The sequence below is a fragment of the Kitasatospora aureofaciens genome (assembly GCF_001188955.3).
Lineage (GTDB): Bacteria > Actinomycetota > Actinomycetes > Streptomycetales > Streptomycetaceae > Kitasatospora > Kitasatospora aureofaciens.
The window spans coordinates 1-13,292 of sequence record NZ_JPRF03000020.1 but is presented as its reverse complement, the minus strand read 5'-3'; the positions used below and the strand labels follow the sequence as shown (position 1 = coordinate 13,292).

9 protein-coding genes and 1 pseudogene are annotated in these 13,292 nt (G+C 71.2%); 3 read left to right on the top strand and 7 right to left on the bottom strand.

The window, feature by feature from the left end:
- Positions 1–129: 129 nt before the first annotated feature.
- Together HS99_RS12150 and HS99_RS12145 are read right to left on the bottom strand one after the other, a co-directional pair.
- Entirely contained in the window at positions 130–1,842 is a 1,713-nt protein-coding gene (locus tag HS99_RS12150) for a hydrogenase maturation protein (RefSeq protein WP_030552657.1), read from the bottom strand.
- A 173-nt stretch (positions 1,843–2,015) separates the two neighbouring features.
- Positions 2,016–2,939, bottom strand: coding sequence for a DUF4231 domain-containing protein (locus HS99_RS12145; RefSeq protein WP_030552655.1), 924 nt, complete (start codon positions 2,937–2,939; stop codon positions 2,016–2,018).
- A gap of 130 nt (positions 2,940–3,069) precedes the next feature.
- On the opposite strand from HS99_RS12145, the gene HS99_RS12140 reads away from it, so the two are divergent.
- Positions 3,070–3,522, top strand: a complete 453-nt coding sequence (locus HS99_RS12140; protein WP_030552653.1) for a VOC family protein — start codon at positions 3,070–3,072, stop codon at positions 3,520–3,522.
- Positions 3,523–3,606: 84 nt separating this feature from the next.
- Here HS99_RS12140 and HS99_RS41020 read toward each other — a convergent pair.
- The 4 genes and pseudogenes from HS99_RS41020 to HS99_RS12130 form a co-directional block, all read right to left on the bottom strand.
- Positions 3,607–3,783 (bottom strand): annotated as a pseudogene (locus HS99_RS41020) (transposase family protein); the annotation flags it as partial.
- Between the two features lie 111 nt (positions 3,784–3,894).
- Positions 3,895–4,425 (bottom strand): DUF8453 domain-containing protein, encoded by a 531-nt coding sequence (locus tag HS99_RS48745; RefSeq protein ID WP_488226180.1) that lies wholly within the window; start codon positions 4,423–4,425, stop codon positions 3,895–3,897.
- A gap of 455 nt (positions 4,426–4,880) precedes the next feature.
- Positions 4,881–5,714, bottom strand: coding sequence for a hypothetical protein (locus tag HS99_RS43990; RefSeq protein ID WP_141763700.1), 834 nt, complete (start codon positions 5,712–5,714; stop codon positions 4,881–4,883).
- Positions 5,715–5,902: 188 nt separating this feature from the next.
- Positions 5,903–7,363, bottom strand: coding sequence for an NCS2 family permease (locus HS99_RS12130; protein WP_030552650.1), 1,461 nt, complete (start codon positions 7,361–7,363; stop codon positions 5,903–5,905).
- Positions 7,364–7,546: 183 nt separating this feature from the next.
- Here HS99_RS12130 and HS99_RS12125 point away from each other — a divergent pair, with 183 nt between their 5' ends.
- The gene (locus tag HS99_RS12125; RefSeq protein WP_030287078.1) at positions 7,547–7,849 is read left to right on the top strand and encodes a DUF2530 domain-containing protein; all 303 of its coding nucleotides are present in this window, start codon (positions 7,547–7,549) and stop codon (positions 7,847–7,849) included.
- Between the two features lie 52 nt (positions 7,850–7,901).
- Complete coding sequence (locus tag HS99_RS12120; RefSeq protein ID WP_030552648.1) at positions 7,902–10,352, top strand: HAD-IC family P-type ATPase; 2,451 nt, start codon at positions 7,902–7,904, stop codon at positions 10,350–10,352.
- A 121-nt stretch (positions 10,353–10,473) separates the two neighbouring features.
- On the opposite strand, the gene HS99_RS12115 is transcribed toward HS99_RS12120, so the two are convergent.
- Positions 10,474–13,292: hypothetical protein (locus tag HS99_RS12115; protein ID WP_063737834.1), on the bottom strand; the 2,819-nt coding region annotated here is incomplete at its 5' end.

Below are 13,292 nucleotides of genomic sequence, written 5' to 3'. Positions count from 1 at the left end.
CTCCGGACGCGAGGACGCCCGGCCGGGCCCCCACCCCGGCCGGGCGTCCTCGCGTCCGGACACTCCGAGGGCTCCGAGGGCCCGTCCTGGAACGCCCCGCGGGCGGGACTTCCGGGACGGGCCCCGGGGCTACTCCGGCTTCCCGAGCAACCCGGTCAGGTGCTCCGGCGTGGCCACCGGGCAGACCTTGCGCACGAAGTCCCGCCGCAGCGCGTGGTACGGCTCGCCCATTCGGTAGAAGTTGGCGTGCATCCGGCGCAGTTCCTCCGCCCGGTACTCGGCCAGCGGCTTCGCCTCCTCGTCCTCGGCGCGGCGGCGCTTCTTGTCCACCAGTCGCCCGGTGAGCTCCGGCGAGTCGGCGAGCCGGGCGGCCTCCCGGGCCACCCAGCGGCGGAAGTCGGCCGCGTCCCCGCCGGCCGTACGGTCCACCAGGCCGATCCGGCGGGCGTGCTCCGCCCCGACCGGCAGCGCCTCGGTGGTCAGCCGCTCGGCCTGCTCGGCGCCGACCCGGGCCGGCAGGGTGTACGTCCAGTACTCGGAGCCGTACAGGCCCATCAGCCGGTAGTGCGGGTTGAGCACCGCCGAGTCCCGGCACCACACCTCGTCGGCGGCGAGCGCCAGCATCAGCCCGCCGGCCGCCGCGTTCCCGGCCAGCGCGGCGACGGTCAGCTTGTCGCCGGTGGTCAGGATCGCCTCGACCAGGTCGTCCATCGCGTTGATGTTCTCCCAGGACTCCAGCGCCGGGAAGGCCGCGCCCTCGATGACGTTGAGGTGGATCCCGTTGGAGTAGAAGTCCCGGGGCGCGCCGAGCACCAGCACCGAGGTGGGCCGGTCGGCGGCCGTACGGTAGGCGGCCAGCAGCCGGCGGCACTGCTCGGTGCTCATCGCCCCGCCGGCGTAGGCGAACTCGAGGAAGCCGACGTCGCCCTCCTCGCGGTAGCGCACTTCCGACCAGGTGTTGCGGCGGGCGGCCTGCGCCGGGGTCACCGGCACCTCGCGGACCCGGTGCAGCTCGTCGGCCAGCACCGTCGCGGCCGGCAGCTTGAAGGTGACCGGGCCGCCCGGGGTGCGGCGCGGGCGCAGCTGCGGGATCCAGACCGCGCCGTCCACGGTGGCCCGGCAGATCGCGCCGTCCCGGGTGGCCAGGACGGCGCCGGGCACCGGGCCGCGCAGCTCGTCCTCGGGGTGGCCGCCGTGCAGGAAGAACTCGCGTCCGTACAGCTCGTCCAGCACGCCGGGCTGGGAGTCGGCGGCGCGCAGCTTGCGCAGCACGGTGGCGGTGTCGTCCCGCTGCCAGTCGATCCGGCGCACCTCCTGCTTGAGGAAGGGCCGCAGCTCGCCGCGCACGTCGGGGCGGCTGTAGTCGAGCGGTTCGGGGGTGAACAGCCCGCCCTCGTACCGCTGGACGGCCAGCAGGACGGCCTCGACGGCGGCGTCCGCGACCTCGCCCCGGTACAGCTCGCTCTTGCCGCAGTCCGGGACGGCGAACTCGACGGACGCCCAGATGTCGCCGGCGTCCATCTCCTCGACGGCCTGCAGCACGGTGACGCCCCAGCGCCGGGCGTCCTCGGTGATCGCCCAGTCGAGCGAGGAGGGGCCCCGGTCGCCCTTGGGGCCCGGGTGCACGATCAGGACCGTCCGGGTGGACCAGATGTCCGCCGGGACGGCCCTGGTGAGCATCGGGCAGATGATCAGCTCCGGGTCGACGCGGGCCACGGCGTCCCTCATCTGATCGTCGCCGAGCGCGAGTTGGACGGCGACCTGGTGGCCGCGCTCGCGCAGCTCGGTGTGGACGCGCTGGGTCAGGCTGTTGAACGCGGTGGCGATCAGGAGAATGCGCACAGGGGGCCTCCGGGCAGGGACTGCGGGTCGCGCGGAGGCGATGAAACCAGGGCATGGACACGTAATGGTCACGGTCCGTGCCTCGGCGCTCTACTCTCACGTACCCCGCACACCTGTGGCCGCTGCTTCGCGGTATCTCCCCAGCCCCTCCTCCGGGTTGTCGCCGTTGTCGCCTAGCGGGGGAACGCCCGGCGGGCCCGCCAGGTGGTGTGCTCCCGGGAGACCGCGTCCTCCGCCTCGGCGGCCATCCGGGCCCAGCGCAGCTCGGCGTCCGGCGCCTTGAGGTCGAGGTCGGAGAGCTGGTTGCCGACGTTCTCCAGCTCGCGCGCGGCCAGCTGGTAGGCGGCGGCCAGCGGGCGCAGCTGCTTGAGCTGCGTCCAGGCGATGATCGCGGCGGCCGCGGCCGAGCTGGCGCCGAAGATGTGCACCTCCAGGGCGCCGGTGGCCTGGGCGATCGCCGCCGCCGCGCCGATGATGATCAGCGTCGCGATGCCCAGCCCCCAGGAGACCGCCTGGGACTCGCAGGACTCGGCCCGGGAGCGGTACCAGGTGCGCTGACCCTCGACCCGGGTGCGCAGGTAGAGGGTGCGCCGGGCGGTCAGGCTGTCGGCCCGGGCGCGCCGCATCTCCTCGGTGATCTCCGGGACGCTGCCGGGCGGCACGATCTCCGGGTTCTCGAAGGCCCGCAACACGTCCTCGACCTGGAGCAGGTAGCCGCGGTCGGCGTCCGCCGACTCGGCCTCGCCGTCGAAGGGCCGGGCCCGGACGCTGTACTTCCAGGCCAGCGTCTTGACCGACTCGGCCGCCGCCCGGGCCTCGTACCACCGGCCCTGCGGGTTGCTGCGGCGCAGCCGGGACCAGAAGTAGCCGGCGACCAGGAAGGCCGCCACCGAGAACAGTGGCTTGATATCGCTGTCGCCCTTGTGGTCCGGGCCCGGGAGCGAGCCGATCAGCGCGGCGACCACCAGCATGGCGATCAGCCCGCGGTGCCAGCGGAGCGTCTCGCGCTGTCCGTCCAGCGAGGCCTTGTCCGCCCGCCAGAACAGCTCCGGCAGCAGCCCCGCCTCGACTCCCCCGGGCGGATCCTGTTGCACCATCGGTCGAGCCCCCTCCCCGTCTCCGTCCAGGCAGTATGCCCCCCGCCAACTGCCCTACACAGTCGGCTTTTTGACACCTTCCGCCGGTAGCCGATTGCCCCATCGAGGCGTAACCGATACAAACGGTTACATGCCGCTGCACTGGAAGCTCGTCATCGACTGCGCCGACCCGCACCGCCAGGCCGCCTTCTGGGGCGCCGCCCTCGACTACACCGTCGAGGACCACAGCACCCTGATCACCCGCCTCCTGGGCGCCGACGCCGTCACCCCCGACGCCCTCACCGAGGTCGACGGCCACCCCGCCTGGCGCACCCTCGCCGCCGTCCGCCACCCCGGGGACGAGTGCGACCCGGCCTCGGACACCGGCCTGGGCCGCCGCATCCTCTTCCAGGCCGTCCCCGAGGACAAGCAGCGGTCCAAGAACCGCCTCCACCTGGACGTCCACGCCGGCCCGGGCGGTCGGGCGGCCACCGTCGCCCGCCTCGAAGCCCTCGGCGCCACCGCCCTGCACGACGTCAGGGAGCCCGGCGGCGAGTGGACCGTCATGCGGGACCCGGAGGGCAACGAGTTCTGCGTCCACTGACCAGGGCCCGCCGGGAACGCCGAAGGGCCCTCCCCGCACCTTGGGTTCTAGGAGTCGTTGCAACGCCCCAGTTCAGGGGATGCATTGGACCTCGAGATCCGCGAGCATCTTCCAGGTCTTCATCCGGGCGAAGACATGCTCGATGCGGGCGCGGACCTGCTTGTGCTCGCGATTGTGCTCGGCCTGCCAGTCGCCGAGCTCGCCTCTGCGGGGCCGACGGTGTGGCATGATCAAGCCGGTGCCCGGATAGGGACCATTGGCGGGTTGCGGGTTGTGCGCGTGCCACGACGCCATGACCTTGATAAGCCGACTGCCGACCAAGGACGCAGGGGCCCCGTCAGCGTCGCCTCACTTGCTTAGACGGAACAGCCCTTAACCCAGGGTGCGCCCATCGGGTGCCGTTCGAGACCAGGGGCGGTCAGTGGGCAACGGCGACCACATAGCTGGAACATTATTCATAGTCCATGCTGCAGGAAAGTGCCGACCTTCGAGGACACGGGTCCCATACTGACTCGTCTTCACTGTGTAGGGATGCCCAAGTGCATCAGTATAAGTCGCCCCTAAAACGTTGCTTGACTGCGGATGGGATACGTCTAGCTTTCCGCCAGGCGGTATCGGGAACAGGTGAAGTGGACTGTACCACCGTTCACTGACGCCCTTATGGAGCTGTTGAGATCCTACTTCTTCAGCCTCTTCCGCCAGGCCAAAAATGATGTTCAGGGCAGGGCCACTGCCCACATTAGAAAGCAAAATATGGGCAAGCCCGGCCTCATCATTATCCAGGCGCGTCACCACAAGAACAGGCATTCTACCCCTGCGCTCAGCAGATTTTGACGCCTGGAGGTTGATGAAGAATGACACAAGCGAAATAGCTATGGCCACGATAGAAATCACGACTGCCATAGAAATATGGTCTCACCCCTAAGCGCTCCTCGCAAACGCAGATACCGTCCCGGCGGTCGGGGCGCGCCCTCCGGAGTGCCGTCAGTCATCTGCCCTGAGATCCCAACCTTGGAGGAGGTGGGCTTGGGCAGGCACTCAGAGCTCTTTTCCTTGGCGGCCGCGCCGCGTAACGAGCTGTCGGCTACCGTTGAGCCCCACTGTCCGCGAAGCACTGATAGGCCGTGAAGGCATTGGCCTATGCACTATCAATATATTCCGAGTTTCGCGGGTTCAATGCGCCCATTTCATGGATTTCCGCAATCTGTCGTCGCCACTCTGTGGACTGCTCGGGAGCGTGCTTCATGTGCTCCCGCGCCCACCCTTCAGGCGCTGAAATCTCCAATCTGATGCGGATCAGCAAAGTCTATCTCGGCCCATCCATTGGCCACCAAGAATTGGCAAAACCCCCTGGACCTCTATCTGAGCAGGCCGTAGGCCCTCAAGGCCTCCGCCCCCGATGTTCCTTTACGATGAAGTCGCCGCGCAAGTTCATCACTCTGCCTACTTAGTTCATAGGCATGCTGACTAGTGAGCGGAAGGCGGTCTAGAGCGACATGCAGGGCAACATACTGACGCCACTCCTTCAAGACTTCCCCCCGAGCCTCCGGATCGACCGACTGGGAGACGCTTAGCGCGTGCTCAATTACCCGCACAAGCGCCTGTCCCGGAAGATAGTAAATCTCGTCCTCTAGGGGGAGGTCCAGGCCGTCGGCGGGATGCAAGGACTCCACCAGCTCGGCAGGGATGCTGAGGTAATGCTGAGCAGCCCAGTGTAGATCCGGGTCCGACAGGGCGCGCGCCATGGCAGGCCGATCCCAAATTGCGAGCGTACAGTTTTCGCTGCTTAGCTCATTCTGCAGCTTATGACTTGCGGCAACCGGGATCGCCTGACCGGAAAAGAAAACGATTCTGTCGAATCTCCGATCCGAAGTTCTATCGATCCTCTCTACATCGTTTCGGATCTTCTTTGAATAGTTCTTTTCCAGGCTGCACGCTATAGCCACTGCTGCAGTAGTCGCCCTCAGGGAAAACCAGGTGGAAACTTCCACAGGAAGGGAGCTGTCAAAGCTTTCCGCATCCCTCCCCCCATCGCCACCCGAACTTACCGGTCCGGTTGCGACTACCATATTGGTTGCGATACGGCGCCGCGCAATCTCAGAACACAGGCGCTCAAACTGATGATGCTCATTCCTTGAAGCCATCTGACTCAGGCGGTAATCCACCAGATCGGCAAACTCGACAATATTCACATATGACCCCTTTCGCACCAGCCCCATTGTGCTCCAAATAGATTCTGCCAGGAACGCGAAAAAAACGTAGGGCTTTGGGTGAGAAAGCACCTGAAATCGGGTTACGCGCTCAGCTGCTCCCAAAGGCCAGATGCCAAGCAGCCCCGAACGCCATGAAGCGTTCGGGGCTGCTGTGGTGTCGGAGTGCGTCAGAGCAGGCCGAGGGCCGGCATCAGGTAGTAGAAGGCGAACACCGCCGCCACCGCGTAGAGCGGGGCCGGCACGCCGCGACCGCGACCGGCGGCCAGCCGCAGCAGGCAGAAGGCGATGAAGCCGAAGCCGATGCCGTTGGTGATCGAGTAGGTGAACGGCATCATCACGATGGTCAGGAAGGCCGGGATCGCGATGGTGTAGTCCGCCCAGTCGATCTCCTTGATCGAGTTGGCCAGGATCAGGAAGCCGACCGTGACCAGGGCCGGGGTGGCGGCCTGGGCCGGGACCATGGTGGCGAGCGGGGTGAGGAAGAGCGCCACCACGAAGAGCAGGCCGGTGACGATCGAGGCGAAGCCGGTGCGGGCGCCCTCGCCGACGCCGGCGGTGGACTCGACGAAGCAGGTGTTGGCGGAGGCCGAGGTGGCGCCGCCGGCCGCGGTGGCGATGCCGTCGACCATCAGGATCCGGTTGATGCCCGGCAGGTCGCCCTTCTCGTCGAGCAGGTGGGCCTCGTCGGCGACGCCGAGGATGGTGCCCATCGCGTCGAAGAAGCAGGACATCAGCACGGTGAAGACGAACAGCACGCCGGTCAGCACGCCGACCTTCTCGAAGCCGCCGAACAGGCTGACCTTGCCGACCAGCCCGAAGTCCGGGGCGGCCACCGGGTTGCCCGGCCAGGTGGGGACGGTGAGGCCCCACTTGAGCGCCGGTACGTCGGCGACCTTGTCGACCACCAGGGCGAGCACGGTGGAGGCCGCGATGCTGATCAGGATCGCGCCGGGCACCTTGCGGATCACCAGGACCAGGGTCAGCACCAGGCCGAACACGAAGACCAGCACCGGGAAGCCGAGCAGGTGCCCGTTGCCGCCGAGCTGCAGCGGGACCGTGGTGTGGGCGGCGTCCGGGACCCGGCTGACGAAGCCGGAGTCGACCAGGCCGACCAGGCTGATGAACAGGCCGATACCGATCGCGATGGCCTTGCGCAGCCCGATCGGCACGGCGTTCATGACCCGCTCGCGCAGGCCGGTGGCGACCAGCAGCATGATCGCGAAGCCGGCCAGCACCACCATTCCCATGGCGTCCGGCCAGGTCATCTTGGGCGCGAGCTGGAGCGCCACGATGGTGTTGACGCCGAGACCGGCCGCCAGGCCGATCGGCACGTTGCCGATCACGCCCATCAGCAGGGTGGTGAGCCCCGCCGTGAGGGCGGTGGCGGTGACCAGCTGGGCGCTGTTCAGGTGGGCCCCGGTGACGTCCGTGCCGCTGGCCAGAATGATCGGGTTCAGCACCAGGATGTACGCCATGGTGAAGAAGGTGGCGACACCGCCGCGGATCTCGCGCGGCAGGGTGGAGCCGCGCTCACTGATCCTGAAGTAGCGGTCCAGGGCACCGTTGGGGGGCGTCGGCGCGGAGGCCGCGGGTTCGGGCGACTCGGTGGTCGGCTGGACCACAGGCATGCGTGCGTCCTCTGTGGGGGAGCTGAGGAGAGGGGGAACGCCCGTGGCGACGGTGGCCGGGCGTGGACCTTCCAGTATGGTTTCCCGGTCGCACACGCGCTATCTTCGCGCGTAGAGTCCGGATGGCGCCGGACGGACCCCGCCGCCTCCCCGCACCCCGCCGCGCACCGTACGCTAGGCCCCATGCCCAAGACGCCGCTGCACCCCTCGCCCCCTCCGCTGGAGGCCAACGACGTCGCCATCGTCGGCGGCGGCACGGTGCTGTGGTTCGTCGCCTTCCTCGCCCTGCTCCCCTTCCAGGGCACCCTCTCCGACCACGGCCACGGCACCTGGCCCTGGATCTGCCTCTCCGGCGGCCTGCTCGGCCTGATCGGCCTCTGGTACTGCCGCGCCCGGCGGGACGCGATCGCCCGCAGCCGCGCCGCCGAGGCGGCCGCGCGGGAAGCGGAGACGGACGGCAAGGGCCCGGCCACCCGGTCGGACTGAATGGTTCTTCAGTAGCACGCACCGGACAAAAGGCACCCGTAGAGTCGGTGCCATGACGCAGCCTGCCCAGCCCGCGGAAGAGCAGCCGAGCGGCGCGAACCGCCCCGACGGAGCGCACCCGCTGGGGCTGCTGCCCGGCCGGCGCGGCGGCCTCACCGCCGCCGAGGTGGCCGAACGCGTCGCGAACGGGCAGGTCAACGACGTCCCGGTGCGGTCCAGCCGGTCCGCCAAGGAGATCGTCCGGGCCAACGTCTTCACCCGGTTCAACGCCATCATCGGCGTCATGTTCGGGATCATCCTGATCGTCGGCCCACTCCAGGACGGTCTGTTCGGCCTGGTCATCGTGGCCAACACGGCGATCGGCATCTTCCAGGAGCTGCGCGCCAAGAAGACCCTGGACAGCCTGGCGCTGATCGGCGAGGCCCGCCCGCAGGTCCGCCGGGACGGCAGCGTCCAGCAGATCGCCGTCTCCGGGATCGTCCTCGACGACACCGTGCTGCTCGGCACCGGCGACAAGGTGGTCGTGGACGGCGAGGTCACCGAGGCGGACGGCCTGGAGATCGACGAGTCGCTGCTCACCGGCGAGCCCGACCCCGTCCTCAAACAGCCCGGCGACCAGGTGATGTCCGGCAGCTTCGTGGTGGCCGGCGCGGGCGCCTTCACCGCCACCAGGGTCGGCCGCGAGGCCTACGCGGCCCAGCTGGCCGAGGAGGCCAGCAAGTTCACCCTGGTGAAGTCGGAGCTGCGCAGCGGCATCAACAGCATCCTGCGCTTCATCACCTACCTGCTGATCCCCACCGCGCTCGGCCTGATCATCAGCCAGCTGGCCGTCGAGGGCCGCGACTGGCGCGAGGCCGTGCGCCGGATGGTGGCCGGCATCGTGCCGATGGTCCCCGAGGGCCTGGTGCTGCTGACCTCGGTCGCCTTCGCCATCGGCGTGATCCGGCTGGGCCGCAAGCAGTGCCTGGTCCAGGAGCTCCCGGCGATCGAGGGCCTGGCCCGGGTCGACACCGTCTGCCTGGACAAGACCGGCACCCTCACCGAGGGCGGCATGGACGTGATCGACCTGCGGGTGGTCTCCGACGGGGAGCCCGCCCCGGTCGACGAGGACACCGTCCGGCACGCGCTCGCCGTGATGGCCGGCGCCGACGCCCGCCCCAACCCGTCCATGCAGGCCGTGATCGACGCGTACGGGCGCGGCGACGGCCCCGGCGGCAACGGCTGGCGGGTGATCGAGGCGATGCCCTTCTCCTCCGCCCGCAAGTGGAGCGGCGTGCAGCTGCTGGAACCCCAGGGCGGCGAGGCCAGCTGGCTGCTCGGCGCCCCGGACGTCCTGCTGCCCGTCGGCCACCCGGCGCTCGCCGAGGTGGACGAGCTGGGTGCCCGGGGCCTGCGGGTGCTGCTGCTCGGCCGTACGCCCGTCCCGCTGGACTCCCCCGACCCGGCCGCCGGCCTCACCCCGCTCGCCCTGGTGGTGCTCCAGCAGCGGCTGCGCGCGGACGCCGCCGACACCCTGCGCTACTTCGAGGGGCAGAACGTCCGGGCCAAGGTGATCTCAGGCGACGCGGCCGTCTCGGTCGGCGCCGTCGCCGGGCACCTCGGGCTGCCCGGCGCGGACCAGCCGCTGGACGCCCGCACCCTGCCCGAGGACCCGGACGAGCTCGCCGGGACGGCCGACCGGACCAGCGTCTTCGGCCGGGTCACCCCCCGGCAGAAGCGCCTGCTGGTCGGGGCGCTCCAGTCGCGCGGCCACACCGTGGCGATGACCGGCGACGGCGTCAACGACGTGCTCGCGCTCAAGGACGCCGACATCGGCGTGGCGATGGGCACCGGCTCGGACGCCACCAAGGCCGTCGCCCAGATCGTGCTGCTCGACGACTCCTTCGCGACCCTGCCCTCGGTGGTCGCCGAGGGCCGCCGGGTGATCGGCAACATCGAACGGGTGGCCGGACTGTTCCTGGTCAAGACGGTCTACTCGGTCCTGCTGGCGCTGCTGGTGATCTTCACCCACTCGCCGTACCCGTTCCTGCCCCGGCACTCCACCGTGCTGTCCACCCTCACCATCGGCGTGCCGGCCTTCTTCCTCGCCCTCGCCCCCAACAACGAGCGGGCCCGCACCGGCTTCGTGAAACGCGTGCTGCGGCTGGCCGTCCCCGGCGGAGTCATCGCCGGCACCGGCACCTTCGTCGCCTACTCGCTGGCCCGGGCCAACCACGCCACCGACCTCGAGGCCGACACCAGCGTGGCCACCCTGACGCTCTTCCTGATCGCCATCTGGGTGCTCGCCATCGTCGCCCGCCCGTACAACTGGTGGCGCCTGCTGCTGATCGCCACCATGGGGCTCGCCTTCGCGCTGGTGCTGGTGGTGCCGTGGCTGTCGAACTTCTTCGAGCTCTCCCTGGTCGGCGGCCGCGACCCGTGGACGGGCGTCGCCATCGCGCTGGTCTGCGGTGCGGTCCTGGAGACCGGCTGGGCCTGGATGAAGCGCCGCGGGATGGAATGACAGGCGTTCGGCATCTGCCCGACTGAAGTCGGCGGCGCTGGTGGTGACGCTCGGCGCGATCCGGCTGACCGCCACCACCACCGTCCACCCGCGGCTCGAGCCGCGCAGCAGCTGACCCGGGTCAGCCCTCGAAGTCCCGGGCCGCGGACAGCTCGTACGCCCGGTCCGGCTCGCTGAGCGCCGCCAGCACCTCGAAGCGCCGGTGCCACTGCCCGACCGACCAGGCCAGGCCCGCCGCCAGGCCCTCCGGGGTGGCGGCGTGCAGCAGCCCGGGCACCGGCGGGACCTCGAACTCGTCGTCCTCGTCGGCGGCCTCGGCCAGCTCCGGGTCGTACGGCGGCTCCGGGGCGTCCGCCTCGTGGTCCCACCGCCAGTCGACCGCGGCCTCGCCGCCGTCCGGGCCGACCACCAGCAGCTCCTCGTGCTCCTCGTAGGCGACCGGGCAGCCGGGCAGCAGCTCCCGCACCACGGCCGGGACGCGGTGCAGCACGCCCTCGGAGAGCACCCGCCCGCCGGCCACCTCGCTGGCCAGCGACACGTGCAGCCGCTCGGCGAGGTCCGCGGCGAGCGCCGGGGCGACCGGCAACAGCGGGTAAGGGTGCAGAAGTTGGACCAGGTCGGGGGCGTCGGCGACGACCGCCTCGGTGGCGTCGACGACCACGGTGTGGTCCGGGCGGCGCCCGGTGGCCGGGTCCAGCGGCGGCAACGCCCGCACCACGTCCAGGGGTTCGATCCGCTCGCGGTCGACCCTGGCCAACGCGCTGTGGATGCCGTGCAGTTGGCGGTGTCCGACCTCGGCGGCCGGGTCGGTGAGCCGGTCCAGCACCTCGTCCGGGCCGTGCACCTCGGCGAGCAGCGCGGCCAGCGTGGTGCGCACCCCGAGCGCGTGCAGGAACTGCTCGTCCAGGGTGGTGCGGGCCTCCTCGTACAGGCCGCGCAGCAGCGGGTCGGCCCCGGCGGCACGCAGCCCGGCGGGCTCGCGGCCGGACAGCACCGGGTGGTCGCGCAGCCACCAGGCGGTGTACGGCGGCAGGTCGACGTAGCTGCCGTCCGGCAGCAGGGTGCGCACCGGGTTGACCACGGCGTCCCGGTACGGCGGGCGGGCGAGCGCGGCGAGCGCCTCCGGCCATGCGTCGTCGTCCACCAGGTCCAGGTCCCGGACGGCCAGCAGCTCGGCGGCCACCGGCGGAACCCCGACCAGTTCGTCGGCGTGCAGCGCCTCCAGGGCGTCCTCGGCCCACTCGGCGAGCCCGTCGGGCGCCTCGTCCAGCAGCCCGGTGGGGTGGCCGCCGGCCGCCCGGTCGGCGGGCGCGGTCGGGTCGAGCCGCTCCAGGTCGTCCGGGTCGAGCACCACGTCCTCGGCGCGCACCAGCACGAAGTCGGCCAGCACGCCGACGGCCGTGAGCACCTCGGGGCCCCAGCGCTCCAGCAGCTCGTCGTCCACCCAGCCGGCGTCCTCCTCGCGGGCGATCGCGGCGAACGGGCTTTCGGGCAGCACCAGTTCGCCCGCCCGGGCGGGCTCGCCCTCGTCGTCCAGCAGCACCAGCCGGGCCAGCCAGGGGTGCTCGCCGGGCGCCGGGGCGGCGGCCTTCACCAGGGCCAGCACGGCGTCGGCCAGTTCCAGCGCGGCGTCCGGGTCGTCCTCGGCCAGCTCGTAGGAGCGGGCGACGGCGGCGCGCACCTCGGGGGTGTCCAGCACCCCGGCCGGGGTGGCGGTGCCGGCGCCCAGCTTGGCCAGCAGCGGGTGGGCGGCCTCGGGGTGGGCGAGGCGCAGGTCGAGCGCGGCGAGCGCCCCGGCCAGCGTCTCGGGGTAGCCGGGGAAGGCCGCCCAGTCGGCGTCCTCGGAGGGCAGCAGCACCCGCCGGGGCCCGGTGACGGTCCGCCCGTCGGCGAGCGGTACGGGCAGCGCGCCGAGCGCCTCCGGGTCGGCCGCGCCGAGCGCCGCGTACAGGTTGCGCCACCAGGCGGGGTCGCGGTCCAGTCCGCCGAGCTGGTCCACCACCTCGGCCAGCGGCACCCGGCGCACGTTCAGCACCCGCAGCTCGGTGCGGCGCTCCAGACCGGCCGGCAGCAGGCCGGGGAAGATCGGCGCGAGCGCCTCCACCACCGAGCCGTCCGCGCCCTCCAGCAGCGTCGCGTCCCGGGGCCGCAGCGCGGGCGTGCCCTCCTCGACGCCGCCCGGGTGCGGCAGGAACGGCGTGCCGGGCAGCCGGGACAGCACCGCCGCGCGCAGCGCGTTGTCCAGCGCGCCCTGCCCGAGCGGCCCGGGCACCAGCCCGAGCGAGCCGAGGTCGGCGCCGCGGGCGCGCAGCAGGTCGGCGTAGCTGTCGGCGGCGCGCTCGGTGAGGAAGTCGGCGAGCGCGCCGGGGGCGACGTGCCGACGGGTGGAGTCCAGCGGGTAGGAGGCGATCAGCAGCGCGGGCAGGCCGATCGGCTCGTCGCTGGGGGTGGGCGCGTGCAGCACCGGCGCGATCGCGGGCCGCTGCGGACTGCCGTCCTCCTCCACCGGGACGGCCCAGGTCACCGTCCAGTACGGGCGGGCGCGCTCCTCGGTGGGCCGGTCCGCGAGCAGCTCGGCGTGCAGCCGGCCGGAGGCGCCGGCGGTCTGCCAGACGGTCCGCCGGAGCCGGGCCTCCGCGTCATCGGTGACGGTGACCTCGGTGACGCCGTCCGGGCGGGGCTCGGCGGCGCTGCGGGTGAGCGTCCGGGTTCCCTCCGGGGTCTCCACCACGACCTCGGCCAGGCCGGGCAGGGTGAGCAGCAGGGCGTCGTCGATCCCGGCCAGCAGACGGCGGGTCAGGTCCTCGGCGGCGGCGTCCCGCAGCGGCAGCACCACCACGGTGTCGTAGCCCTCGGGCGCCGGGCCCTCGGCCGCGAACGGCAGCCGCAGCAGCGGCACGTGGCCGTCCCGGGCCCGCAGTTCGTCGGCCAGCGCGGGCT